We start from the raw sequence: 24,798 nt of genomic DNA on the forward strand, positions 1-24,798 counted from the left end.
TGACGTTCGTCCTTATCGCAAGGGCTCCTGCGTGAGAGCGGGGAGGATGGCGGCGACGGCTTCTTCGGCTTTGGTCCGGGCATTGGGCACGTCGTCGCGACCTTCGAACGCGGCGAGGAATCCTTGATGGAAAGCAACTCCGATGAGGAGCTGGGACACTGAGGCGGTGTTGCTCGCCGCGGCGACGCGTCCGGCGTCTCGTTCTGCGTTCAGGTAAGCCTTGAGGCTGCGAACCGGTCCGGCTGGCCCGTATCCGCGGTTCGTTACTCCCGTGCGGTGTTGGGCGAGAAGTTCCGGGGATCCGAAGATGGATGCTGCCATGGGAAAGGTCTGCACGAAGAATTCCATGAGCTGCTGGACAATTCGGGTGAGGTTCTCGGCAAGGTCTCCGCTCCCGGGGGTCTGGAGCTGAAGCTGTACAGCGGGGGTCCGCTCCTTCAAGACCAGAAGGAATAGCTCTTGTTTGTCGGCGAAGTGCTTGTAGAGCATGGCCTCGGAGTAGCCGGCGGCGGCTGCGATCAATTTGGTCGTGGTCTTCGCCAGGCCCTTCTCGCGCATCACGGTCGCGGCGGCGTCGAGGATCCGTTCACGCGGGCTGCAGGCGTGCCGGCAACCTTGCCAGCCATGAAAAACGGAGAACCCTCTCAGGGGTAAGGACCCGCCGCCGTAAAAGGAGAGAGGGCAGATGGCTGCAGAGAACATGGAACCGGTGGAGATATCGACCCGTTTCCGCCCAGGGGAATGGACTGAAGCGAGCCTGGCGGCTCTGACCGCCTCCTACCGGGAAAAGATCAGGGCCATGGGTGCGGCGCCAGAAGACATTGTCACGCACATCGACCGGGGCACGAATGGCTCCGTGGCTGTCTCCGTCAGCTGGGATCCCGGCGCAGGCCAAGCTGCCGCCAACGCCGACGCCACGGATCTCCCAACAGCCGGGACCTCTGTTACAGGAAGTCCCGAGGTCGCCCGGGGCTTCGGGGAAGACATCCCGCCAGGAGAAATCACCGAGGACGCCAAAGGGCTGGGCGCCGTTCTCGGAGATGCCGACAGGTCCGCAATCGATGAACCGCCCGGAGACCCTCGCACCATTGCCTCTTCGGATGAGGACGAGGCAATGGAGACCTTCACAAGGCGCACGGATGAAGAAGGAAAACCGTATCTCGAGGACACAGAGCCCGGGACAACAGAGTGATCCGTTGAGGGCAGCGCCCTGCTTCCTTCCACACGTCCACATGTTGCAGGCTCTGCGCAGGATCCCGGGCGCCTTCCAGCGGCGCGGCCCTCGCAGGAACCGTCGCGCTGTGTCCGTCCGGCCGCGACCACCGCAACCGGCATCCCTCATGACAACCATGGTTGTGCTAGCTAGCCCTCGGTATGAGCTTTGACTGAATCACTCAACGAGGAGAAGGTAGAGGTTCGAGGACCCGATCGAGTGTGAAATCGAAAGATTGCAGATCCCCGGTTGCCTGCCGAAGGTCTGGAACACCTCTTCGAAATCGCACTCGCTGCCGGGACGGGGAGGATCGCATGCTCCAGAATCATTCGATCAGCTTCTCACGATCGTCCGGTTGAGGATCCCGATACGTGCGTGCTAGGTGTGAGAAGGGCGTAGCGTGTCTCTCAAATGGCGGGTCCAGGCGATGACGGCGTGGCGGCGACGTTCGAGGTGCTATGACCGCTGCGGGCTGCTTCAGTCGGTTGCGTACTGCGGGGGTCCAGCCGGCCGGTAGACCTGGAGCGTTATGCCCTTCGGGAAGGATCGTGATTCGATCAGGTCAAGCGCTGTGTCCGGGCCACTGTCGGGAAATAGGCGCGTGCCCTGGCCGACGACCACAGGACAGACGAGCAGGGTGATCTCGTCGACGAGCTGGTTCTCGAGGAGCCAACGGACCAGGTTGCCGCTGCCGTGCACCTGCAGTTCGCCTCCCGGCTTGGCTTTCAGCTCGCGGATGGCGGCCGCGACGTCTCCGGAGAGGACGGTCGTGTTCGCCCACTTCGGGTCGGTGAGCGTGTTCGATGCGACGTACTTGGGCCTTGTGTTCAAGGCCCCGACGATGGGGTTCTCCAGATCTTCCCTCACGCCCCAGTATCCGGCGAAGAGCTCGTAGGTCCGTCGGCCGAACAGGAACGCGTCTGCGCGCTGGTAAAACTCGTTGACGAATGTCATGGCCTCGTCGTCGAACAGCGGCCTGGCCCATCCGCCACGCTCGAATCCGGGGTCGAGATCTGGGTGCCGACCCCCGTTTCCCTGCATCACGCCGTCGACAGAGACTTGCGTGTTGGTCGTCAATTTCATGATCGCGGTTCCCATTCCTTGGGACGCCACGCTTGGGCGGCGTCGAACGACGGCCGCGGATCCATCCGTCATGGATCCGCGTCACTTTCTACAGAAGAGCACACTGGTTCTGCCCTAACAAGGGGCATATCGATGACGGGCCACATGGGCGCGTCTGTGCAGCCTTCATCGGGCGCAAGGAGGGCGATGTAGACGTCCGTTAGCCGATCCTTCCATCGGGACACTGCCATGGCACTGTGGCCTGCTCCAACCAACGGAATGAGCCATGCGGAATAACGGAGGCTTGGGCTGGTGACGGCACTGTCGCCACGGTTGAGTCCGTCGGCATTTGGCCGGCGGCCGCAATGGCGATGATCGGCGTCCTGGACGACGCGGCCAACGTCTGCCGCGGGCGCAAGCTGCCCAACCTGTACAACCACTACGGCTCCAGGGGCATCGTCCTGACCATCCCTCCAAGTCCTGGTCACAGGGCGTGGAAGTCTGGTGCCGCAAGGGCATGTGCAAACTCTGGTCCGCAGCTAGCATCAGTCGTCCGACGCATCAATGTGGCTTTCCACGGAGCGGCTGTCGCTATTGCCTTGGTACTGCCTGAACTCACGCCCTTCGTCGGGGCGCCTATCTTCTCCTACCTTGCTGCGGCACTTATCGTCACCTCACTGTTCCTGTATCGGTTGAAGCCGCTCGGCCTTCGCGTCAGAATCGCATGCAGGCGGGAAACGCGCCAACCCGTTGGCCGAGCAGGAAAGAACCAAGTGGCCCTACGCCTTTACATGCGGACTGGGCTATCTGGTCATGCTCGCGTACAGACGGACGATCGCCGCGATCTATTGGTGAGAACGAGACTGACCGGCAGCTGGAAGTCCCGGGAGCACCCCTCGGTACTGCCTTGTGCTTGTGTCCAAGCGCCGCCTTGAGTGGAGCGTCCGTAAGCCGATCCTCTAGGGGGCGGCGTGCCACATACCTCTGCTAGAACAGGGCCACATAGCGCGGCGGTTCACAGTGAGACACACATCCGCTGGACACGTCTCATGCCGAACTATGGGGCATAACCGACTCGCTTGACCGAATGTATCACTAACCCTTGTAGTCGTTACATGGCGCATACACGCGAAGTATTACAAAATTCGGCCTGCGATTCCGCAGTTTGCGGAACACTATTTCAAATGTCTTGCGAACGATCGTTAACGGACGTGGCGCAAGCTTAATGTTGAATCTCGACGTATACGCGAGCACCCGCGTCGCTTGACCCCTGCGACGTCGGCGTCACTCAGTTCGAACCATTCGTCGGCCCGACGCGGCGCCTTCGGTAAGCCGGTCCTACTGCGCCTCACCCGGTGATGCCGCGGCTCGGCTTCCGGGCGGTGGGGCTTTGCTGATAACAGGCAAGGGTGGTGTGTCGAAGAAGCGGTATTCCCTTGTGGGAAGGCGGGTTATTGTTCCGGCGGCTTCTGCTTTGTCCCGGATGAAATCGCGGTCCTCCCGCGAGAGTATGACCTGCCCGTGCGGGTCGCACGCCAGGTCCCCGTGTGCGGCCTTGCTGAACTTGGCCGACATGGCGGGGGGCAGGACCGGGCATGCCGGATTTTCCAACAGCCATGTCCGGGTGCCGGAATCGAGCCGGTCCCAGTCATCCTTGAGTCTCATGCTTGCCAATACCGCCCTTCTTGTCTGGCCTTTCCTGATAGTGGATTTCCGTCCGGATGGCCCCGGGCGTCAAGCGGATAAATGGGGCCTTATGCCGCCCGGGTACGCGGGACCCATGGGGACTCTCGGCGGCGGCTCCTTCGGGTTGGGCGCGAAGGCCGGGTGTCGTGTCAGTCGGGGAGTTCGATCCTGAAGCCGCAGGTGCATTGCAGGGTCTTGGTGGTGAGGACGACGTCGGGCAGTCCGGGGTCCGGGGTTTCCTGCGTGTGCAGGGGTGCCTGGATGCTGCGGTCGGCGGTGCCGGCGACGGTCATGGGTTTTCCGCAGTGCAGGTACATGTCCCCGAAGCACAGCACCCCGGGCACGGTGGCGCTTTCATTCAGCAGTGCCGCGACCTGCCGGAAGGGTGCGGCGTGCCCCTGGAACGACCCGCACGCGGTGCAGGCGTAGAGGACGTGCACCAGCAACTCGCCCGTATGGGCTGGCAGGGAATCGATGGAATGCAGCATCAGGTGCTCACCTGACCGGCAGGTGGCGCACCACAGGGGCAGGCCGGCCGGTGCCGCGGCTGCCCTTTCGGGACGTCTCGGATCGGAACTTCCGTACATGATCCGCTCCTTCGAAGGGGCCTGGGGAATCTAGAAAGAGACGCCGGCCAGCCGGAGCGTGCCGGGTTTCCGGGGTCAAGGGCTTTTGCGCTGGCTTTTGCCAGGAGGCAGAAAGGTCCGGTCTTTGTTCCATTCATGGACGCGGGGGTGGCGCCGTGGTGGTGCTTGTTGTTGTGTTTTTGGGCGTAGCGCAGGGCGGGCTTAAGGTCGCGGAAGCGCCGGCCCTGTGCCGGATCTCCGCACTGGACGATGTAAGCGGTACCGTTCGGACCGTAGGACCGGGAGACCTCGGCCGGCCTGGTCATGAGGTCTTCTCCGGGTCAGGGCAGGGCCGGGTAGGTTGCGAGGATGTAGTCCGTGGCCGCCGGCCCGGTCCCGCGCAGCCCAGGGGCCGGAACACGGATGCGGTGCTCTTTCAAGGCGGCCCGGAACTCGGACTCAGAGGCCGGGGCGCTGTTGCCCAGGAGGCACCAGCTCAGGTAGAGGCCGTAGAGCTGGTCTTGCCCGAGGATGTGCGTGGCGTCCGGGTCCGGGGTGGTGGCTTCGGCGAGGAAACGTTCAAAGTGTGAAAGGGCCATGATCGGTCTTTCCCTTGTGTTCTGGTACAGCAGGCTGTGTTCTGATACAGCAGGCTCCCGGCCGGTCGGCCCGAGACAGCCGCAACGGACCGAGCGCACGTGCGGAAATGTGCAAAGGGGACGGCGCTGTTTTTCGTGCCGGGCGACTGGTGGCACGGGCCATATGGTGCAGGAACCCTCGCGGGCCCCGTGAAAAGTGGGGGGATGGCGCTCTACGCCTAATGTCTATAGTGTAGACATTAGGCGTAGTCTTGCGGAAACACAAGAGCATGCGCCGGGCGCCGGTTCCCGGTACCCCTCGTGGTCCCGGACTTCGGAGATGATGATGGAACACACCGACACCGCACCGGCACCCGGTCCCGGGCGGCTGAACCGCGCCATCGTGCTGCGGGCTGCCCTGGACCTAGTCGATAAGCACGGGCTGGAGGCGTTCAGCATGCGGCGGCTCGCGCACGTCCTGGGCCGTGACCCGATGGCCGTGTACCGGCACGCGGAGAACCGGAGGGAAATGCTCGCCGGTGTCGCCGAACTGGTCCTGGACGAGGTCGACGCCATCCCCGAGGACCCGGACTGGCAGGGGCAGCTGCGCCGGATGGCCCATGAACTGCGGCGCGTGTGCCTGCGCCACCCCAACGCCGTGCCGCTGCTGGTCACCGGCCCCCTCTCGACCCCGCTGGGACTGCGACCGCCCGGAACCCTGCGGCCGCTGGAGAAGATCTTGGCGATCCTGATCCGCGCCGGATTCGTCCCCGCCGACGCCCTGCACGTCTCCCGGGCCTTCTACGGCTTCCTCTACGGACACATCCTGGGCGAACTGCAGGAACTCATCGCAGACCCCGAAGAAAACGAAGCCCTGCTCCGCCTCGGACTCCAGCGCCTGCCCCTGCGCGACTTCCCGCACCTGCGCAGCCTCGCCCCCGAACTCCTCGACTACGACGGCGCCAAAGAACTGGACCAAGGAATCACCATCCTCCTCGCCGGACTCGCCCAACACCATACCCGCCGCGCAGCACCCTAAAACCTGGGCCTGGCCGGGGCGCCGGTGGCCGCCGGTGCCCCGGTCAGGGTTGCCTTGCACATGGTGAATCCGCGGGCAGCAGCCGAAGATTAGACCTGACGGCAACGTCGCGGCCCCAGTAGCCCTCAATCTCCTCACCGCAGCCGTCGTGCTCTGGAACACCGTCAACCTACCAGACGGTGCTACAGAACCTCCGCGACTACGGTTTCGGTGACGCAGCCCTTAACGTGGTAATTCTTCCGTTTTCCGAAGCGCCCCCGGGAATGGTACGACCGAGCCGGAAGGACCTGTCTCCAGGCCGGTTGTGTCGGGTCGGCGCGTCCCAGGGGTCCTCCCGTCCGTGGGGGCGCCTGGAGCGGTGATGCTCAGTAGACTTAGTTTGTCCTTTTTCACACGCGTCTGTGCCGGGTGGGAGGCAAATGTCATGGCCGGCTATTTTGATCTGATGGATGCCCCCGAGGGCGGGTACAGGGTGGCGTTGGTGGATTCCGAGGATTACCTGGTGGCAATGTCGGTGACCTTCCCCGACGGGAGTGCCGCAGCGAAGGGCATTGCCAACATCAGGGAAATCGCAGGGACAGCCATAGTCAGGGACCGCAGGCACGGGCACGACGAACTGACCACTTACGGGAGACGCCGCACCGCGTCCCCGCGGCACGGCGTGGACGACGGTGCCAGGAAGGCGTCAGGACGCTGACCGGCCCTGGCCACTGAGCAGCGGGAAGTTGAGCTGCGAGGTACGCCGGGGCCCGCCAGCCTGGGTTGCCGGTCGATTCGACGTGTGCTGCAGCTGTGGGGCTTTGCCCTCGGCTTCCAGTCGCACGTTTTGGGTGGCGTTCCCGGCCATTTCCCTGATCTTGCCCGTCGTTCCTTCGGCCTCGTAAGTCTGGGGCTTTCGACGCCGCCGACCCGGACCTAGACTTGAACGGCGGAACCGATGCGGCCCCCAACGGGGCACCTGACTCACTTGATTCCAAGGAGCACACATGAACGAGTTTCCTCAGAACCCAACCCAGGACCCAACCCAGGACCCAACCCAGGACCCAACCCAGGACCCAACTCTGGACCCCGCCCAGGAGCCCGAACCGGCACCGCTCCCAGGGCCGTTGCCTCCTGTCCCGGGTCCCGGACTCCCGGGTCCATTTCCATCACCGGATCCTGTACCGGTTCCCACCCCGCCCGTCCCGGATCCGGATGCCGATCCTGAGCTGCCGCCCTTGGCCCGGGTGGGGTGAACCGGGCGCGACCAGCCGTTGACGGACGTCTTCCCGAAGGAGTGAGAAAGCGTGCCGAACAAGAAGAACCCGAGCCTGAAAGACCCGGAGCTGTACGAAGAACTCAGGAAAGACGGTGCATCCAAAGAGAAGGCTGCCCGCATTTCGAACGCGGCAGCCAATGAAGGACGTGGGATTGTCGGCAGCCGCGGAGCCAACGCGGAAGACTACGACGAACGCACCGTCTCGGAACTCAAGGCCCGGGCCAAGGAACTTGGCCTGCACGGTTATTCCAGAAAGAACAAAACCGAACTCATTGAAGCCCTTCGCAACCACTGAGACCCTCGGTCAGCCGAACCCGCGATTCGCCGGTGGACTGTCTTAGTTCCAAGGCCAGCCTGCAGGACGACTTGGCCTTACCAGCAGCGCAGACCGGACCTGGCCGCAACAGACGCGATATGACGCTCAGGACGAGGGCCAGCGCCGCAACTTTCCGGCCTCCACAGGGTGACAGGCTCTCCGGTGCCTTGGCACCTCCTTTCACGCTGCTCTGCCTCCGCCCAGCTACTCAGGCAACCCGGCATTTGATCGCTTTCGAGGCCCGAGGAAATCGGAGATGATGGCTGCATGACCAGCAACGGGCGAGAAACCCATCAGGATTTTTTCACCAGGTTCACCACCAAGGTCGCCAAAGTTCTCGGCCACGCCTGGGTGTTCACTGCAGCCGTCGTTGTGCTGATCGTCTGGGCATTCACCGGCCCGTTGCTGGGCTTCTCCGATACCTGGCAGCTGGTCATCAACACGGGCACCACGATAGTGACGTTTCTGATGGTCTTCATCATCCAGAACACCCAGAACCGGGACAGCGCGGCCCTGCACCTGAAGCTTGATGCTGTCATGCGTGAGCTTCGGATCACCAACGCCAAACTCTATGAAGCAGAAGAGGAAGGCGAGAAGGAACTCGACGAGCAGCGTCGGCACATGGAGGAACAGGCCGAGGCCGGGGCCGACTGATCCGGTGAATCAGCACCGATGGACTCTACTGAAATCACCGCCAATCCTGGCAGCAGACCCGGCTCTGTCCATGGCACCGAAATGCAGAGTCTCCCGGGGGGCGCCACCGTCGTCGGTCGTACTCTGGGTGCCGCGCCGTTCGGCACCTCCCCGGAAATACCGGCGTTCGGGGTCTCCGGGATCGCCTCCCCCGGCTCCGGGAATGAGCCCCGGTTTCCATTTGTTTGAGCAGCGGAATCGAAAGGTGCCGCAGGCCTGGATCGGCAATGTGACGCGGAAACGAATCCAGTTCTCCATACCGGGTTCCTAGACCGGACCCTCGCGGGTACGGGTAGAAATCAAGCACACCGTACTCGTGCAATGTCACCGGGCAGGGTGTGGACTTGAATCAGAGTCAAATGTGTCTGCGAGCCAACCGGCTAGCCGTGCGGGCCGGTTAATGGACGGGCCGGTGACGAAGAGAGCTTCCAGAGCCCGGCGCCTGAGCTCTCGACCCCCAGACGTCGCCGGCCCCCTCTCTGGGCATCTCCGCGAACTGGAAAGCCTGCGCCGCCGTGTCGGGGAGACAGGGACGCGGGCGACACGTTCCGCCGGCAGCTTCGCTCTGCTATGATCGTCCGTCCATCCGCAATGGTGTTGGAGCGTGCCAGCCTTGATCCGGTGGTGTTTGGTGCGGATCCGGTCGCCAAGCTACCGCTGGTATGACCGGTAGCAGCGGGGGAGCGCTATGTTGACGCGGGGGGCGCTTCACGGGGAACCGGCGACGGAGAAACCTCATGTGCGGGCCCCGGGCTCAGTCTCGGCGGCCACATCGGTTGCGTGGGCAGGAAGCGGCGGAACGCCGCGGCCGGAACGTCCGCATCCGTCGTGAACGGTGGTCGATGACGGCTCTCATATCGATTCTCTTTCCGGGACTGCTTCTGTCTTGCCGTCCGGGCGCCCGCCTCCGTGGGTGGCGGAGACAATGGCCGCGACAACATCGGCGGTGTTCCCTCGCCCGAAGGCCTGGCGCTGCAGCCGCTCGCCGGTTCCACGCGAGAGAATGTCGGCCAGACCGGCACGGGCCAGCATGAGGTCTCCGGATTGCTCCAGGGCGTGGCGGACATGGCTGCTCAACGCGTCGACGGCCCGGGCCGCTGGGCAGGGCCGTCCGTCGAGGGGTCCGATCAAGGATTCGTTGACTCCATAGCGGCTCGCCTGCCAGTTGGCGAGCCTGAGCGTGCCGGTGTCCACGGCGGGGGGAGCGGTCCCGAGCAGCCATTCCCGGGCGGAGGTTTCCACCAAGGCCCTGATCACCGCGGCGAGGACGGCGGCGTCCTCGGCGTACAGGCAGATGTCGGCGACTCTGATCTCCACAGTGGGGTTGTTTTTCGAGAGCCTGGCGTCGAAGTAGACCATGCCCTCGTCAAGGAGCACCCCCGTCTCAATAAGCCCCGCTATCGCGCGATCGTAGCGGGCGGCGGAACCGAAGACCTCGGTCGGGCCGGCGGTGGGCCATTTACTCCACATTTGCGTCCGGTAGCTGGCGAAACCGGTGTTCTCGGCCTTCCAGAACGGCGAGTTGGCACTCAGCGCCAGGAGCACCGGGAGCCAGGGCCTGATCCTGTCCAGCACTCCGATACCTTCCTCGCGGGAGTCAATGGAAACGTGGACGTGGAACCCGCACGTGATCTGCTCCCGCGCAACCACTCCGAAGCGCTCGGCCATGACCGCATACCGCCGGTTCCCCAGGGTAAAGGTCGAGGAGAACACGGGCGGAGTGGCGGTCGCGGCAATTCGGGCCCCCAGCCCGCGGGCCGCCCCATCCGCCAAGGCCCGCCCGGCGAGGATTTCGGCCAGAAGCCCCTCCACGGTCCGGCATGGCCTGGTGTTGACTTCGATCTGCTCCTGCTTGAATTCCGTTGTCAAGACGGGCCCGGAACCCATTGGCCCGACGGCATCCAGAATGTTTCCGGCCAGCGGCAAGGGCAGTCCGTTTCCCTCCGCGACAATGAGGAACTCTTCCTCAACCCCGATCGTGCGCACCTGCGTCTCCTACGTGGTCCCTTCTCCCTCCGGGGACCGGTGGAGCTGTTGTTCGAGTTTGGCCTCCGCGTCGTTGCGGCGGCGTGCGATGATGCGCATTTGATGTGTGGCCGGGCTACCGGCATCCTCCATCAGCGTGACCGGCGGCCGTGTCACCCGATGGCTGGGCTGCGCCGGGACCTGCGGCTCCTTGTTTTCGCTCATGCCTGCATCATCCCACCGCACCCTCCCGGACAGAAGGCATAACCGCGTGCTGGTGAACAAACCGGGCCACAGGCAGCATTAAGCCATCGTCCCGCCGGGGGTCCTTGCCCAGAAAGGAGCCAGTCCCAGCGCGCGGTGATCAGCTTCCGTGTTACGGGCCCACCGTCAGCGGAGATGCCAGTGAGGCCGAACCACGAGGCGAGGTCGCGACACGATGCTTTGGCGGGGGCCATGCACGGCGGAACGTTAGTCGGATATTTCACTTTTTACAAGCCACCCCTCTTTGGGCAGTTTCCCCGTGATGGGGACTTCGAGGCCGGCACGCCGTCCAGTTCCAGGACAGATTTGAGAAACCTGCCTTCAGTCAACGGATCCCATCCGTTCAAGCTTGGTGCAGCCGCATAGGCCCCTACAAAGAATTTGCTCATCGGCTGACCGGTTCATGGTTGCCAAGGAGTCGCAGTTCATCGCGCCGGGGGAGCCCCTCCCAGTCGCCGGGTACGAGGCACACAAACGCGCCCGTGCTGACCGCTGTTTGAAGACGCTCCCGGGGCCCCGGGCCCTCCACGAATTCGGCCAGGTAGCCGGCGACGAACGCGTCTCCGGCGCCTACGGTATCGAGGGCTTCGATGGCCAATGCTTCTTGCCTGAAAACCTGGCCGTCGACGAATGCCAAGGCGCCGACAGCGCCCAACTTGATGACCACTTGGCTGGGGCCCATGGCAGCGATGCTTCTGGCGGCCTCTTCGGCGTCGCGCACTGTTCCGACGGCGAGTTCGGCCTCCTCAAGGCCGGCGAAGACGATGTCCACGCGAGGGATGATCTCCCTGTAGGCACGTCCGGCGGTCTCAGCGTCCCAGAGCTTGCTGCGGTAGTTCAGGTCGAAGTAAACGGGAACGCCCGCCGCGCGGGCCGTGGCGACGGCGAAAATGAAGGGTGGCAGCGGCTTGTGGGGAGAGCGCCGGAGTGATGCCGCTGACGTGCAGCAGCGCGGCCCGCTCAATCAGCCGTGCGTCGACGTCGTCGGACGTCATCCGTGAGCCGGCACTGCCGGACCGGTAGTAGGCCACCTTCTGAGAGGTTGGGGTGCGGCGTTCCTTGATCATCAGCCCAGTCGGCGCATTGTCGTCACGGTGACCCGGACATCGACGCCCTCAGCGCGGATCTCCCATTCCACGAGTTGGCCGAGGGAGTCCGCTCCGATGCGGCCGCACCAGGCTGTCTGGACGCCGAGGCGTTGGAGGCCGATGGCGACGTTGGACTCAGACCCTCCGATGCCGAGGCTCATGACGAACGCATGGGCCAGCGGGCCAGCTTTGTCCGCAGCCATGAGCGCCATGGTTTCGCCGAGGGTAACGACGTAAGGCTTGGTGGTCATCGCTCGTCAGTGCCTGGTCGACGAGGGCACGGACCTGCCGAGCCCGTGCGGTCAGTTCGGTCTTGCTCCCGCCTTTGAACGCGTCGTCGAGGAGCGGTCCTCCGAGGCTGACGGGGCCTCCCGACGGCGGCACAGGCCGCCGTCGTGGACCGTCGGGTGCTATTGGACGTGCTGCGCTTCGGAGGTCACCGGGACAACACCGCTTTTGCCGTGGGCTGCGTCCTCAGGATCCGTGAGGTCGCGGTTGAGCGTTTCCGGCGACATGCGGGTGGCGATGAAGCTGACGAGCATGGTCGCCGACATGTAGATCGCTACGGGAATCCATGAGTTGCTGAACATGCCCAGCAGGGCAGCGCAGATCATGGGAGCGATGCCTCCGCCGATGATGGAAGAGAATTCGCGGCCCAAGGTAACGCCTGCGTAGCGGTAGCGGCTGCCGAAGATCTCAGGGAAGTAGCTCATGTGCACGCCCACCACGCCTTGGCACGCCAGGACGAATCCGACCACGATCACCAGCACGATGGCGACCGGTGAGCCGGTGGTCAGGAGCAGGAACGCAGGGGCGGGGAAGAGGATGAGGGCGCCGGTGATGAGGGAGACAACGCGCCTGCGTCCGATCTTGTCTGACAGGGTCCCGAAGGAAACGGCCGCCACACCTCCACAGAGTGCACCGATCAACAGCACGGGCGGGATGAATTTGGGGTCCGTCCCGACTACCGAGATCAGGTACGAAGCCATGAACACCTGGATGGTGTAGGACTGGGTGCTGACGCCGAGGTTCATGAGGATGACGCGCAGGACGTTCGCCTTGCCGTACTTGGCAACTTCCCTCAGGGGTGCCGGGGGCTCCGTGCGGGCTTGCTTGATTTCTTCGAACACCGGTGACTCGTCCAGCTTGCGCCGGATGACCAGCGCGGCGATCGTGACGAAGATGCTGGAGAGGAAGACGAGCCTCCAACCCCATGTGAGCATGTCGTTGGGTGCCAGGGACTGGGCTGCGATCCACACGAGTGCGCCCAACGCCGTTCCGGCAGCGGCGCCAACCATAATCAGCGAGGCCAGTTTGCCTCGGGTTCCCGGGGCGGCGGATTCCGTGAGCAGCGTTGCGCCACCTGATTGTTCGGCGCCGGCGCCGAAGCCTTGGGCTGCGCGGCAGAGGCACAGGAGGACCGGGGCAAAGAGCCCGATCTGGTCGAAGGTCGGCAGGAGCCCGATCGCCAGCGTCGCCCCGCCCATGAGAAGCAGGGTGACCACCAGGATCCACTTGCGGCCAAGCCGGTCGCCGAAGTGGGAGAAGAAGATTCCGCCGAGTGGCCGGAACAGGAAGCCGACGGCGAAGGTGCTGAAGCTGGCCAGGAGTGCCGCGGCGGGGGAAATGTTGGGGAAGAAGAGCTTGCTGAAAACCAGCGCCGACGCCGTTCCATAGATGACGAAATCGTAGAGTTCCAGGGTGGTGCCGATGAGTCCTGCGACGGCGGCCTTCCGCACCTTGCTTTGGTCCACCGGTGTGGGTGGCAGGTTTGCTGCTGTGGTCATTTCCATACTCCTTTGAATGGATGTCCGCTGGCCCGTTCGTGAGCCGAGTCAGTAAGTGATGAGGACTTTGAGATTGGTGGGGTCTGTCACCGGGGCCGCGAGCGCGGCCGCGGCGTTGGTGAGGTCAAACGTGGAAGTGACGATGGACCGGAGGGCCACAACTCCCGATGAAGCGAGCTGGATCGCCGTCGGGAAGGCGTTGGCGTACCGGAACGCGGTCACGAGGTCGATTTCGTAGCGTTGGAGGAATCCGAGCGGGATCCCGTCCACGGTGGGCCGTGCTTGGCCGACCACCGTTGCCCGGGCAGCAGGGGCCAGGGTTTGGATGCCATCGGCCAGGGCGCGGGTATTGCCGGAGCACTCGATCAGGCGATCCAGGTCCTTCAACTCCAAGGCCGTCGCTGAGGTGTTGATGGCCAGAGTGGCGCCGAACCGGGCCGCAACAGCCAGGCGGTCGTCATTGACGTCTGTCACGATGATCTCCGACGCGCCGCGGGAGGCCGCCACTTGCGCCACGAGCAGGCCGATCGGCCCTGTGCCTGTGATCAGGACCCGGTGTCCGGCCTGGACCTGCGCCCGTTCAACCGCCCAGACCGCGACGGCGAGCGGTTCGATCGCTGCCCCGATGTCGGCCGGGATGTTGGCCGGAAGTTCGTGAAGGGCGGCCTCGGGCACCACCACGTGGCGGGCGAACAGCCCGTCGGTCGGCGGGGAACCGAAGCACGTCCCCGTCGGACAGAGGTTGTAGCGCCCGGAGAGGCACGTTGGGCAGTTCCAGCAGGGCAGCGCCGGTTCAATCACGACGGCGGTGCCCACGGCGATGCTGGCTGCCTCACCGGCTGCGACGACGACGCCGGCACCTTCATGGCCGAGAACCGTGGGCTGGCGAAGGACGTTGGTGCCGTTGCGACCGTCGGCGAAATAGTGCATGTCCGAGCCGCAGATCCCGCCGGAGCGCATCTCGACCAGGACATCGTTCGGTCCGAGGGACTTCAGGGATTTCTGTTCGATGCGGAGATCTCCTGCGCCGTGCAGGACGGCCGCTTCCGTGGTCAGCGGGAGAGAGGATCCGTCGGCGCGGCGGACTGCTTGGGTGGTCATCGGATGCTCCGGATCTGGGCGGGAAGTGAGGTTGACTCGGCTGCCGCGTTTGCGGCGGCGAGGGGTCCTTGCCGGTGGACGATGTCGATCAGTTCACCGGTGCGGCGGATGAAGTCTCCACGGGTGGCGAGTTCGTCACCTAAGAGATGGTGTTCGCCGAGTACCTTGGCGGCGAGGTCCCGTCCGGAGGAGGATCCCGCTGCGAGCTTCTGGAGTGTTTCCCGCGCGGGGTCTTGCATTTCGTTGGCGTGTTTGCCGGGGTCGAAACCCTGGAGGGGTGCGATGCATGACAGATATGCGGCCGTGGTGAGGGCGAGGTAGTGGGGCATCGCGCCGGCGTCGAGCATTTCCAGGGCTGGAACCGGCATCCGCTGGCGGAGTTTGACGGAACCGTCGCTGCCCACCTGGCTGGTCCGGTGCCCCAATGCCGAGTTGCGCCAACGCGAGAAGAGCTGCTCCACGTAGGCGTCGACGTCGACGGCGGCGGGTACAGTCACGCTCGGAAGGTACTCATCGCGGAGTACGCGGCGGGCGGCTGCCTCGATATAGTCCGTGCCCGTGGCATCCGGAATGGTCGCTGCGCCGGACAACGCTCCGAGGTAGGCGATCAGCGAATGGGTGCCGTTGAGGAGCCGGACCTTGAGCTGCTCGTACGCCGCGACGTCGTCCGTAAAGATGGCCCCCGCAGCCTCCCAGGCCGGGCGGCCCGCGATGAAGTTGTCCTCTAGGATCCACATTGTGAAGGGCTCGGCAGGTACGGGGATCTGGTCGGCGTAGCCGAGTTGCTCGGCGACAAGGCTACGGTAGTGGTCTGTCGTGGCGGGTACGATCCGGTCCACCATGGACGACGGGAAGGTGACGTTGGCACCGATCCAATGCAACGTTTCGGCGGCTTCAGCCGTCGGCAACAGTGATGCGAATTCGCGGACCAGGCGTTGGGTGTGGTGCCCGTTGTCTGCGAGGTTGTCGCAACTGAGGACCGTCACTGGTTTGCCGTGGGACCGTGCCCGCTGCTGCAGTCCGCGGACGATCTGCCCGATCGGCGTGCGGGGTCTGCCTGCTGTGGCGATGTCGTGTTGGACGTCAGGATCGGCAACGTTCAGCGAGCCCGTTGCCGGGCTGTAGGTGTAGCCGTTTTCCGTAACCGTCAGGGACACGATGCGTGTGGTCTCGGCGCCAATGGTGGCCACGACGCGTTGAGGGTCCTGTGCTGCGACGAAGGCGTCCGTATGCACGCGTGGCGTCGAGAACTTTGAGCCTTCCGGCGAGATCTCGACGACGGTGTACAGCATGTCTTGGGCATGCATGGCATCGGTGATGGCTGAGGAACGGCTGGAAATTCCGATGATTCCCCAGTCGCCGCCGTGCGCCGCGACGGCGACATCCGTATAGACCGCCTGGTGCGCACGATGGAAGTTGCCGAAGCCGAGGTGCACGATGCCCGGGGCTGGAGCTGCGGTTCGGCGCAGGATTCCGGAGGTTTCGGCGTTCAGTGGCGGGAGGCTTGGCGTGGCCATGCTTCACCAGTCCTTCATGGAGCCGTCGAGCTCCCGGGCGACGGGCAGGTAGGCCTGCGTATAAGGGAACCGGGCAGCGGCTTCTTCATCCACGTGGACACCGAGCCCGGGCTCGTCGCCGGGGTGCAGGTAACCGTCTTCGAAACGGAAACTCGATTGGAAGACCTCGGACACCAAGGGGTCGTAGCCCATGTATTCCTGGATGGCGAAGTTGCTCGTGGCGAGGCCGAGGTGCAGCGATGCGGACAGGTTGATGGGGGAGACGTCGGACGGCCCGTGGGGTGCGCCCTTGATCTGGTACACCTCAGCGAGAGCCAGGATCTTGCGGACGTGGGAAATGCCTCCGGCGTGGACGACAGCCGTGCGGATGAAATCGATGAGCCGTTCAGTGATGAGAAACTCGGCATCCCAGACGGTGTTGAAGACTTCCCCGATAGCTAGCGGAATAGTGGTCTGCTGTCGCAGTGTGCGCAGCAGCCGCTGGTTCTCGGCGGGGGTGACGTCCTCGAGCCAGAACAGGTCCACGTCTTCCAGGGAGCGGGCCAATCGGGCGGCTTCGGTGGGATTGAGCCGGTGGTGGACGTCGTGGAGGAGCTTCAACTCGGGTCCGACGTGCTCGCGGACTGCCGAGAGGATTTCTGGTGCGTGGCGCAGGTAGGCGGAGGTATCCCAGTCTTCTTCGACTGGACCAGCGCCGCGGCCGGCAGGTTCGTAACTCGCGGCGCCCTTGGTGACTCCGTAGACCTTGTCGAGCCCGGGGACGCCGGACTGGGCGCGGACGGCGCGGAAGCCTAGTTCGCGGCGCTGGTCCACTGAGTCCAGCAGTTCCGGCAGGTCCCAGCCGGTGGCATGCGTGTAGGTGAGGATCTTGTCGCGGGCTGCGCCGCCCAGGAGCTGGTAAACCGGAACGCCGAGGGCCTTGCCTTTGATGTCCCAGAGGGCGAGGTCGATGGCGCCGATTGCGGCCATGGTCACCGGGCCGCGGCGCCAGTACGCGCCTTTGTAAAAGTATTGCCACGTGTCTTCGATACGGTCTGCGTCCCTGCCTAGCAGGGCCGGTCCGAGGTGATCGCGGAGGTAGCTCGCGACGGAGAGCTCGCGGCCGTTCAGCGTGGCGTCACCCCAACCGACGATGCCGTCGTCGGTGGTGATCTTGAGGGTGACGAAGTTGCGGCTGGGGCTGGTTACCAGGACGTCGACGTCGACGATTTTTCGGGTCATCGGGAAATCACTACATTCTTCAGCGGCTGGTTTTTGGAAAGGCGGGTGATGTTTTCGGCGATCTCGAGAGCGCGGCTGCGGAAGGTTTCAGCGGTGACGCCGGAGGAGTGCGGGGTCATGATGATGTTGTCCAGTCGGCCGAAAGGAAGTGCGGACGGTTCACCGCGGCCGTCAGCGCCCGGGTATTGGTACCAGACGTCTATCGCGGCCCCCGCGATCCGCCGGTCTTTCAGCGCTTCGTAGAGCGCGGGTTCGTTGACGACGGGTCCGCGTGCAATGTTGACGAGCAACCCGTCCGGGCCAAGGTCGTCGAGTTCAGCTGCGCTGATGATGCCGGTGGTTTGCTCCGAGAGCGGAATGCTGACCACGAGGATGTCCGATTCACTGAGTGCCTCGCCAAGCCGTTCGGTAGTGCCGGCCCAGCGCAGGGAGTTGGCCTGAGCGTCTACGCTGCCGCTGCGGGTGATGGCGATACCCTCGGCGCCGAAGGCCTTGAGGAGCGACCAGGCGGCGCCGCCGATGTGCCCGAACCCGAGGAATGTCACCACAGCACCGCGGAGTGTTTCAGGCTGCCGGATCTCGGGGGAGTAGACAGAGGAAGACCAGACGCCGCTCCGAAGCGCCGCGTCCTGGCCGATCAGGTTGCGGCGCAAGGCCACCAGGACCGCGGCGATGTGTTCGGCAATGGAGCTTTCGTGGTGGAAGGTGTTGGCGCAGACCGCCCCGGCGGGCAAAGCATCGGCGTCGATGCCGTCGTAACCGGCACCGCCCACATGGACCAGGCGAAGGTTGCTGGCGGCTGCGCCCATGGCCTCGGTGAAGCGTGGACCCACGTAGGCGTCGGCATCCTTGAGGTCTGTCAGGACGGCATGCTCGTTCCAGCTGTCGTGCCAAGACGTGAGGGATCCCTCAGGAAGGGCGGCCTCGAAGGTGGACCGCTGGGGCATCAGATTGGGGTCTGCGATGACGATTCTCATGGCTACTTTCCCTGGAGGGCTTGCTCGGCAGTTCGCGCGGCGAATGTGGAGCCACGCACGATGAGTTGGGAGCTGAGGTGGACGGCTTCCGTGGCCATCGGCTTTCCGGCCATCTGCTCCAGCAGGAGCTCGAGGCTGAGTGCGCCGCTTCGGTCGATGGGTACGCGGACAGACGTGAGTCCGGGTTCTGCCGCGGCGGCGATGTCGAGGTCGTCGATGCCCACAACGCTGATGTCCTCCGGGCAGTGGTAGCCGAGGGTCCGGGCGCCGGCGAGCATGCCGATGGCGACCAGATCGTTGTAGGCAATGACTGCGGTGGCGCCGCTGGCGACTACCGACGCCGCCGCGGCCAGTCCGCCGTCGACGGTTGCGTTCTGGTTGCCCACGGTGACGAGTTCGATGCCCCAATCAGCGCAGAAGCGGGTGATGGCGGCAAGGCGCTGGCCGTTGGCCCATGACGATAAGGGTCCGGGGATGTAGGCGAGTTTGCGGTGGCCGAGGGCGTAAAGGTGCTCGACGGCCTGGCGGATTCCTTCGCCGGCCTCCATGAGTACCCGTGCCGCGTGCTCGGCCTCGCCATTGATGACAACCAGCGGAGCACTCCCGGCGAGCTCGTGTATCTGTGCGGAAGGCAGCCGGGGCGAGCAGAGGATGATGCCGTCCACGCCCGTCGCGAAGGACTCAAGGTGGGCCCGTTCCCGGGAAGAGGATTCCGAGGTGTCGGCGAGGACCATTCGGTGGCGGCCGTGCCATGCCTGGTCCTGGATGGCCTTGATCAGGGCCGCGAAGACTGCGTTGGAGATATCCGGGACGATGACGCCGAACGTTCGGCTGCCCGTGACTCCGGGCACGTCGTAGCCCAGCTGCTCGGCCGCGGCCATGACCTTCTGCCGCGTTTCGGCTGCCAGGCGGCCGGGGTCTCCGAATGCGCGCGACGCCGTTGCCAAGGATACCCCTGCCAGCTTTGCGACATCCGTGAGTTTTGCCGACATCTGTCCTCCAGTTGCTTCGTTGAAACCTTGTCCTGCAAGTATGGAAATACTTGTACAAGTTTGTCAAGAGTTTGCATTGAGGTTGTTGCTCAGCCCAAAGTTGCCTGGGTCCGTTGAGCGTCGCGTAGTCGCGGAGTAGGGTGGCCCCACCGCCAACTCGCACTATTTGATGAGGAACGACCATGCCACATCTGAGACTTCGACTGGCCACCATGACGGCAGTACTTGCGCTGAGCGTGACGAGCGGCGCCGTCGCCAGTCCTGCGTTTGCCGATCCGCGCCAGACTGAAAAGACCGCTACCGCCACCGGATATGGCGGTGCGGTGAGCACCGTTGACCCTGAGGCATCCGCCGCCGCGATCGAGGTGCTTCGCAAGGGCGGCAACGCAGCCGACGCCGCCGTCGCAGCGGCCGCGACCCTGGGCGTCACTGAGCCGTACAGTGCCGGGATCGGAGGTGGCGGCTACTTCGTGTTCTACAACGCGAAGACCGGCAAGATCGGCACGATCGACGGCCGCGAAACCGCCCCCGCGGCCATGACGCACGACGCATTCATCGATCCCGCCACGGGCAAGCCGTATAACTTCACCCCCGAACTCGTCACGAGCGGCGTCTCCGTGGGTGTCCCCGGAACCGCGGCCACTTGGGAACGCGCACTGGACCGCTGGGGTACTTTGAGCCTGGGCGACGCCCTCCAACCCGCCATCAAGGTCGCGACCCGAGGCTTCGTGGTCGATCCCACCTTCCGCCAACAGACACTCGACAACAAGCTCCGCTTCGCGGCGTTCAGCTCCACGAGCAAGCTGTTCCTCCCGGGAGGCGACGCACCCGCCGTCGGAAGCGTCTTCCAGAACCACGACCTCGCCGCAACGTACCGGCTCCTCGCGAAGCAGGGCACCAGCGCCTTCTACAGCGGCCCACTCGCTGCTGAGATCGCAGCAACAGTCCAGGCGCCGCCAAAGACGGCCACCACCACGCTGCCGATCCCCGTGGGGCACATGACCACCGAAGACCTCGCGGCGTACAAACCCCTGGACCAGGCACCCACGCACGTCGACTATCGCGGACTTGACCTGTACGGCATGGCCCCGTCGAGCAGCGGGGGCACCACGGTAGGCGAGGCCCTGAACATCCTGGACACCGTCAACCTTTCGGAGATGTCCAAGCCCGCTGCCCTGCACTACTACCTTGAGGCGAGCGCGCTCGCTTTCGCCGACCGTGGAAAGTACGTGGGCGACCCCGCGTTCGTTGACGTTCCCACCGCCGCGCTCACTGACCCGCTGTTCGGCAAGGAACGCGCCTGCCAGATCGACCCGCTGCACGCGGCCACGAAGCCCGTCGCACCGGGGGATGTGTCCGGGTACGACGGCGTGTGCCCGGCTTCTGCTGCCGAGCTCGCCGATGAGAAGGACACGGAAAACATCTCGACGACCAACATGACGGTCGCGGACAAGTGGGGAAACGTGGTTGAGTACACGCTCACCATCGAGCAGACTGGTGGATCGGGCATCGTCGTTCCAGGGCGGGGGTTCCTGCTCAACAACGAGCTGACCGATTTCTCGGCCGTCTACAGCGCTAGCGATCCCAACCGGATCGAGCCGGGCAAGCGGCCGCGCTCCTCGATGTCGCCGACCATCATCCTCAAGGACGGCAAACCGTTCCTCGCCCTCGGGTCACCCGGCGGATCGACAATCATCACCACCGTGTTGCAGACCATCCTGAACAGGGTGGACCTGGGCATGAGCATTTCCGACGCGATCGCCGCCCCGCGTGCTTCACAACGGAACACTGCCAAGGTCACTGCCGAGCCGGACTTCATCAAGGCATACGGGAGCCAACTGACACCGTATGGCCATCAATTCACGCCATCCGGTGACGCTTTCACCTCAGCTGCGGAAATCGGTGCGGCAACAGCGATCGAGTTCAGGCCCAACGGGCGCATGATCGCCGCCGCCGAGCCGGTCAGACGGGGAGGAGGCTCGGCGATGGTGTTGAACCCATCTCGATGAGCCGGAACCACCGGGCCTCGTCCATTCGGTCCGCTGTGGTGCTGACGCCAAGGGCGGCCCTGGGGTAACTTGTCCCCATGGCTACCGAAGCAACTACCCTCAACGTTGACGGGCCGAACGGTTCCCGGGAAGTGCGGATCTCCAGTCCCAACCGGGTTCTCTGGCCGGAGGTGGGCCTGACCAAGCTGGACCTCGCGCATTACATTGCTGATGTCGGGGAAGCATTCATAGCGGCGAACGGTGACCGGCCGGTCTCCCTGCAGCGCTTTTCGGACAACATAGACGGAGAACAGTTCTTCTCCAAGAATCCGCCGAAAGGAACCCCAGACTTTGTCCGGTCGGTAAAGGTGATCTATCCGAGTGCGCGCTCGCATCCCCAATTGGTCCTCGACGAGCCAGCCGCGGCCGTGTGGGCCGTCCAAATGAACACGGTGGTCTTCCACCCGTGGCCGTCACGCGCCGAAAACACGGATAACCCCGACCAGTTGCGGATCGACCTGGACCCGCAGCCCGGAACAGATTTCGACGACGCGATTCCCGCCGCGCTTGAGCTGAAGAACGTGCTTGCGGAGGCCGGGCTGACCACCTTTATCAAGACCTCAGGAAACCGGGGACTTCATGTCTATGCTCCGATTGAACCCTCGCATGAGTTCCTGGACGTTCGGCATGCCGTGATTGCCGCCGCCCGGGAGCTCGAGCGGCGGATGCCGGGCAAGGTCAGCACGGCTTGGTGGAAGGAAGAACGAGGCGAACGGGTGTTCGTGGACTTCAACCAGGCCAACCGCGACCGCACCATAGCAGGCGCCTACAGCCCGCGCGCGCTCGCTCATGCGCCGGTCTCATGTCCAATCACTTGGGAGGAACTGGAAACTGCCGACCCGAAGAACTTCACCATCCTCACCGTGCCTGGAAGGCTGAAATCCGTGGGGGACCCTTGGGGTGACATGAACTCCAAAGCAGGGAAAATTGACCTCTTGCTTCAATGGTGGGAACGCGATCTCGGAGCCGGGCTCGGGGAGCTGCCGTTCCCGCCCGACTACCCGAAGATGCCGGGTGAACCACCGCGTGTACAGCCAAGTCGAGCGCGCAAGCATGACTGACCAACTACGCCGTCCCAAAGTGCAGCGCCACGCGTCATCGTGAGGATAGTCACGATGGGACAAAGGTGGAAGAATGAGGGCTGGACCAAAACGGCCGGCGGCGCATCTTGCCTGCTGAGACCCAGGTGAGTCCCCCAGTGCGCCGTCGGTCCTGACGTTGTCGGCCTCTTACGCCGCGCCGGTCCATCTCGGCGCGGCTGACGCTCGCCGGAGTTCCTTGGCACGGGTGCGGAATCCGTCTGCGGCCTTCCGCGGTTCGTGACGTGCCTGGGGACCAGCACCGTGGGGAACCGCGCTCGGACGAACGGTCGCGGCGGGTTCGCGTACGACGGCCGCCGGGCAAAGGTCGGTGACCAGTCCCATACCTGCACACTCCCGCGCAGCGGCGATGCCGGCGACAACCGCGGGCTTGTCCTCGAACGGCTCCGAAACAGCGATGACCGCTCCGTCAGGTGATTTGATACGGAACCTGAAAAAAGACTCCCCATCAATAAACACTTCAAATATGCCGGCCACTGCTACCTCCCGGTCTGCGGATCCTGCTCAGTAGCGACTCCACCACGAGCGGGACGGAGCATCACTGCATTCCGCGTCCGCTGCTCTGATTGAACAACCACCGTGAACCGTCTTTCACGTGATATTCAGTCTGCGCTGACTGCGTTGAGGCTAACAAGACCGCGTGAGTAAACCCTGTGTAAAACGTGTGCAACCACCGGGCAGGTCAGTTGCCGCTGGCCCGGTTCATCAGGTGCTCAAGCAGTGCCAGTTCCGGGAATCCGGGATGTCGGGCAATGCTGGACCTGAGTTTTGCCCTGAGGTGTTCGCCGCTCGGTTCGGTTCCGCTGAGGACTTCGTCGATGATGTCCTGCGCTTGCTGACGCAGGCCGGCCAAGCTATCACTGCCGTCACCGGGAACCAGAACCGGTTCCGGCTCGACGAGTGGGTCTTGAGACTCCAAAGGTTCCGACACTGCCAGCTCCCCAATAGTCATCCCGGCCGGTCCCGGGTGAGTCCGGAATTCGCCCCCATCCACTCTAGATAGTAATAAGGGCGCCCGGATTGTTCATTGCTTGGGGATCAGAACGATGAATATGGCCTCGAAACGGCGGTTTGTGACGCGAACGCAATTGGGGGATGGCTGGGCCCCCTTTTTGTGGCGCCAGCCATCCTGCATGGTCGACTATGAGAACCTGCCGGGGCGGAAGGTGGAGAGCATGGGGTGCTTGCTTCCCGTGAGGATTTCATCAGCCAGCAGTTCGCCGACGATGAGCCCGAGCGTCGCCCCGGAGTGGGTGAAGGCAACATAGCAGCCCGGCACTTGACCGAGTTCGCCGAGCACCGGTTCACCGTCGCCCGGAATGGGCTTGTAACCGATCTTCCAGGACGCCGGCTTGAGCTCGCGGTTGCCGGCGATGAGCTTGGACGCCTCGTCAGCGAGTTCCTGGACGATGCCATCAGGGATGCTGAAGGAGCCGTCCCCGTGCTCGGTGATGTGCTCTTCGTACCAGTCGTGGTCCAGCGCAAAGGTGTGCCCCGGGTTGGGCCGGATGGCGGCGCGGGGGGTGTTCATGACGGCCTGTACTTCGTGGTCCACCGGCTTGGTCAGCACGAGCATGGAGACGGGGGAGCCGTTGGGGATGTCGACGCCGAGGGGTGCGACGACGGCAGGGGTGGCGGCACCGCAAGCCACGAGGACGGCGTCGGCTTGGTAGGTTTCGCCGCCGGCGGTCTCGACGCCGGTGGCACGGCCGCCGTCGACCGTGACCGAAGCCTTGCCTGCGTTGAGGACAAGGTGGCCTCCGCGGGCGTGGAATTCTTCCATGAGGAATTCGATCAGGTCCGGCAGGCTGACCCAGCCTTCGCCGGGGTTGAAAATGGCGCAATCCGGCACTGCGCTGGCATTGATGCCTGGGGTGGCGAATTCAACCTCTTCAGGTGTCAGCAGCTTGGAGTCGTACCCCACCGACTTCTCGTAAGCGTGGCGTGCTTCCGTGACGGCCTGCTGTCCGGCGGCGTTCCACATGAGCCCGCCGCCGAATTGCAGCCATTCACGGCCGGGATCCGCGGCGAACAATGTGCGGTAACGGTCGACCCCGGTGAGGCGCAACTGGTGGTAAGGGGTGGAGCGTTCTCCGGCGGAGTTGAGCCAGGACAGCGAGCGGCCGCTGGCCTCGCTCGCGAGGCCCTTTTCTGTCAGCAGGACAACGGACGCGCCTTCGCGGAGCAGGTGGACCGCAGTGGAGACTCCGAGGATGCCGCCGCCGATGACGACGACATGTTTGGTAGGGGGCGTGGAGGACATGGCTCTCCCTTTCTTTGGGGTTTGGTTGTTGGCCGCGCGGGGCGAACCGTGGCATAGCTGGAAA

At 64.3% G+C, this 24,798-nt stretch carries 26 protein-coding genes; 8 read left to right on the forward strand and 18 right to left on the reverse strand.

Annotated features, from left to right (window positions below):
• Window positions 1-12: 12 nt before the first annotated feature.
• Window positions 13-702 carry a TetR/AcrR family transcriptional regulator gene (locus tag HNP00_RS00770; protein ID WP_184734899.1) on the reverse strand — a complete coding sequence of 230 codons (690 nt, stop codon included), beginning with the start codon at window positions 700-702 and terminating at the stop codon, window positions 13-15.
• Between HNP00_RS00770 and HNP00_RS23070 the strand changes: the two genes are divergently transcribed.
• On the forward strand, window positions 686-1,192 hold the full coding sequence (locus HNP00_RS23070) for a hypothetical protein (protein ID WP_260404700.1): 507 nt from the start codon (window positions 686-688) through the stop codon (window positions 1,190-1,192). The genes HNP00_RS00770 and HNP00_RS23070 overlap by 17 nt on opposite strands.
• A gap of 498 nt (window positions 1,193-1,690) precedes the next feature.
• Here HNP00_RS23070 and HNP00_RS00780 read toward each other — a convergent pair whose 3' ends face one another.
• From HNP00_RS00780 to HNP00_RS00795, 4 genes are all read right to left on the reverse strand, one after another.
• Entirely contained in the window at window positions 1,691-2,296 is a 606-nt protein-coding gene (locus HNP00_RS00780; RefSeq protein WP_184734901.1) for a dihydrofolate reductase family protein, read from the reverse strand.
• A gap of 1,317 nt (window positions 2,297-3,613) precedes the next feature.
• The gene (locus tag HNP00_RS00785; protein WP_184734904.1) at window positions 3,614-3,949 is read right to left on the reverse strand and encodes a hypothetical protein; all 336 of its coding nucleotides are present in this window, start codon (window positions 3,947-3,949) and stop codon (window positions 3,614-3,616) included.
• Window positions 3,950-4,110: 161 nt separating this feature from the next.
• The gene (locus HNP00_RS00790; protein WP_184734906.1) at window positions 4,111-4,548 is read right to left on the reverse strand and encodes a hypothetical protein; all 438 of its coding nucleotides are present in this window, start codon (window positions 4,546-4,548) and stop codon (window positions 4,111-4,113) included.
• A 320-nt stretch (window positions 4,549-4,868) separates the two neighbouring features.
• A complete protein-coding gene (locus HNP00_RS00795; protein ID WP_184734908.1) occupies window positions 4,869-5,126 on the reverse strand; it encodes a hypothetical protein in 258 nt (85 codons plus the stop codon).
• 322 nt (window positions 5,127-5,448) lie between these two features.
• Between HNP00_RS00795 and HNP00_RS00800 the strand changes: the two genes are divergently transcribed.
• From HNP00_RS00800 to HNP00_RS00820, 5 genes are all read left to right on the forward strand, one after another.
• The gene (locus tag HNP00_RS00800) at window positions 5,449-6,144 is read left to right on the forward strand and encodes a TetR/AcrR family transcriptional regulator C-terminal domain-containing protein (RefSeq protein ID WP_184735610.1); all 696 of its coding nucleotides are present in this window, start codon (window positions 5,449-5,451) and stop codon (window positions 6,142-6,144) included.
• A 424-nt stretch (window positions 6,145-6,568) separates the two neighbouring features.
• Window positions 6,569-6,841: a hypothetical protein gene (locus tag HNP00_RS00805; protein ID WP_184734910.1), complete on the forward strand. Its 273-nt coding sequence runs from the start codon at window positions 6,569-6,571 to the stop codon at window positions 6,839-6,841.
• A gap of 289 nt (window positions 6,842-7,130) precedes the next feature.
• Window positions 7,131-7,379, forward strand: coding sequence for a hypothetical protein (locus tag HNP00_RS00810; protein ID WP_184734912.1), 249 nt, complete (start codon window positions 7,131-7,133; stop codon window positions 7,377-7,379).
• A 51-nt stretch (window positions 7,380-7,430) separates the two neighbouring features.
• Complete coding sequence (locus HNP00_RS00815; RefSeq protein ID WP_184734914.1) at window positions 7,431-7,697, forward strand: Rho termination factor N-terminal domain-containing protein; 267 nt, start codon at window positions 7,431-7,433, stop codon at window positions 7,695-7,697.
• A gap of 288 nt (window positions 7,698-7,985) precedes the next feature.
• Window positions 7,986-8,372, forward strand: a complete 387-nt coding sequence (locus HNP00_RS00820; RefSeq protein ID WP_184734916.1) for a low affinity iron permease family protein — start codon at window positions 7,986-7,988, stop codon at window positions 8,370-8,372.
• A gap of 891 nt (window positions 8,373-9,263) precedes the next feature.
• Here HNP00_RS00820 and HNP00_RS00825 read toward each other — a convergent pair.
• The 10 genes from HNP00_RS00825 to HNP00_RS00865 all read right to left on the reverse strand — a co-directional run bounded on the left by HNP00_RS00825 (window position 9,264) and on the right by HNP00_RS00865 (window position 19,323).
• Window positions 9,264-10,397 carry a glutamate--cysteine ligase gene (locus HNP00_RS00825; protein WP_184734918.1) on the reverse strand — a complete coding sequence of 378 codons (1,134 nt, stop codon included), beginning with the start codon at window positions 10,395-10,397 and terminating at the stop codon, window positions 9,264-9,266.
• A 9-nt stretch (window positions 10,398-10,406) separates the two neighbouring features.
• Window positions 10,407-10,601, reverse strand: coding sequence for a hypothetical protein (locus tag HNP00_RS00830; protein ID WP_184734920.1), 195 nt, complete (start codon window positions 10,599-10,601; stop codon window positions 10,407-10,409).
• 424 nt (window positions 10,602-11,025) lie between these two features.
• A complete protein-coding gene (locus tag HNP00_RS23080; protein ID WP_260404702.1) occupies window positions 11,026-11,604 on the reverse strand; it encodes a carbohydrate kinase family protein in 579 nt (192 codons plus the stop codon).
• Window positions 11,605-11,706: 102 nt separating this feature from the next.
• Complete coding sequence (locus HNP00_RS23085) at window positions 11,707-11,979, reverse strand: PfkB family carbohydrate kinase (RefSeq protein WP_260404703.1); 273 nt, start codon at window positions 11,977-11,979, stop codon at window positions 11,707-11,709.
• Between the two features lie 159 nt (window positions 11,980-12,138).
• Window positions 12,139-13,515: an MFS transporter gene (locus HNP00_RS00840; RefSeq protein WP_184734921.1), complete on the reverse strand. Its 1,377-nt coding sequence runs from the start codon at window positions 13,513-13,515 to the stop codon at window positions 12,139-12,141.
• Window positions 13,516-13,563: 48 nt separating this feature from the next.
• On the reverse strand, window positions 13,564-14,616 hold the full coding sequence (locus tag HNP00_RS00845; protein WP_184734923.1) for an NAD(P)-dependent alcohol dehydrogenase: 1,053 nt from the start codon (window positions 14,614-14,616) through the stop codon (window positions 13,564-13,566).
• A complete protein-coding gene (locus tag HNP00_RS00850) occupies window positions 14,613-16,133 on the reverse strand; it encodes a mannitol dehydrogenase family protein (protein ID WP_184734925.1) in 1,521 nt (506 codons plus the stop codon). The genes HNP00_RS00845 and HNP00_RS00850 overlap by 4 nt, the downstream gene beginning before the upstream one ends.
• A 3-nt stretch (window positions 16,134-16,136) precedes the next feature.
• Window positions 16,137-17,354, reverse strand: a complete 1,218-nt coding sequence (gene manD, locus HNP00_RS00855) for a D-mannonate dehydratase ManD (RefSeq protein ID WP_184734927.1) — start codon at window positions 17,352-17,354, stop codon at window positions 16,137-16,139.
• Window positions 17,351-18,331, reverse strand: a complete 981-nt coding sequence (locus HNP00_RS00860; RefSeq protein ID WP_184734929.1) for a 2-hydroxyacid dehydrogenase — start codon at window positions 18,329-18,331, stop codon at window positions 17,351-17,353. The genes manD and HNP00_RS00860 overlap by 4 nt, the downstream gene beginning before the upstream one ends.
• Before the next feature lie 2 nt (window positions 18,332-18,333).
• Window positions 18,334-19,323 carry a LacI family DNA-binding transcriptional regulator gene (locus HNP00_RS00865; RefSeq protein WP_184734931.1) on the reverse strand — a complete coding sequence of 330 codons (990 nt, stop codon included), beginning with the start codon at window positions 19,321-19,323 and terminating at the stop codon, window positions 18,334-18,336.
• Window positions 19,324-19,505: 182 nt separating this feature from the next.
• Between HNP00_RS00865 and ggt the strand changes: the two genes are divergently transcribed.
• Together ggt and ligD are read left to right on the forward strand one after the other, a co-directional pair.
• Window positions 19,506-21,332 (forward strand): gamma-glutamyltransferase, encoded by a 1,827-nt coding sequence (gene ggt, locus HNP00_RS00870; protein WP_184734933.1) that lies wholly within the window; start codon window positions 19,506-19,508, stop codon window positions 21,330-21,332.
• Window positions 21,333-21,409: 77 nt separating this feature from the next.
• Window positions 21,410-22,432, forward strand: coding sequence for a non-homologous end-joining DNA ligase (gene ligD, locus HNP00_RS00875; RefSeq protein WP_184734935.1), 1,023 nt, complete (start codon window positions 21,410-21,412; stop codon window positions 22,430-22,432).
• A 168-nt stretch (window positions 22,433-22,600) separates the two neighbouring features.
• Here ligD and HNP00_RS00880 read toward each other — a convergent pair whose 3' ends face one another.
• From HNP00_RS00880 to HNP00_RS00890, 3 genes are all read right to left on the reverse strand, one after another.
• Window positions 22,601-22,948, reverse strand: coding sequence for a YegP family protein (locus HNP00_RS00880; protein WP_184734937.1), 348 nt, complete (start codon window positions 22,946-22,948; stop codon window positions 22,601-22,603).
• 205 nt (window positions 22,949-23,153) lie between these two features.
• Window positions 23,154-23,402 carry a hypothetical protein gene (locus HNP00_RS00885; protein ID WP_184734939.1) on the reverse strand — a complete coding sequence of 83 codons (249 nt, stop codon included), beginning with the start codon at window positions 23,400-23,402 and terminating at the stop codon, window positions 23,154-23,156.
• Between the two features lie 210 nt (window positions 23,403-23,612).
• Window positions 23,613-24,734, reverse strand: a complete 1,122-nt coding sequence (locus HNP00_RS00890; protein WP_184734941.1) for an FAD-binding oxidoreductase — start codon at window positions 24,732-24,734, stop codon at window positions 23,613-23,615.
• Window positions 24,735-24,798: the final 64 nt, after the last annotated feature.

The organism is Arthrobacter sp. AZCC_0090 (assembly GCF_014207375.1).
In the GTDB taxonomy this organism is placed as follows: Bacteria; Actinomycetota; Actinomycetes; order Actinomycetales; family Micrococcaceae; genus Arthrobacter.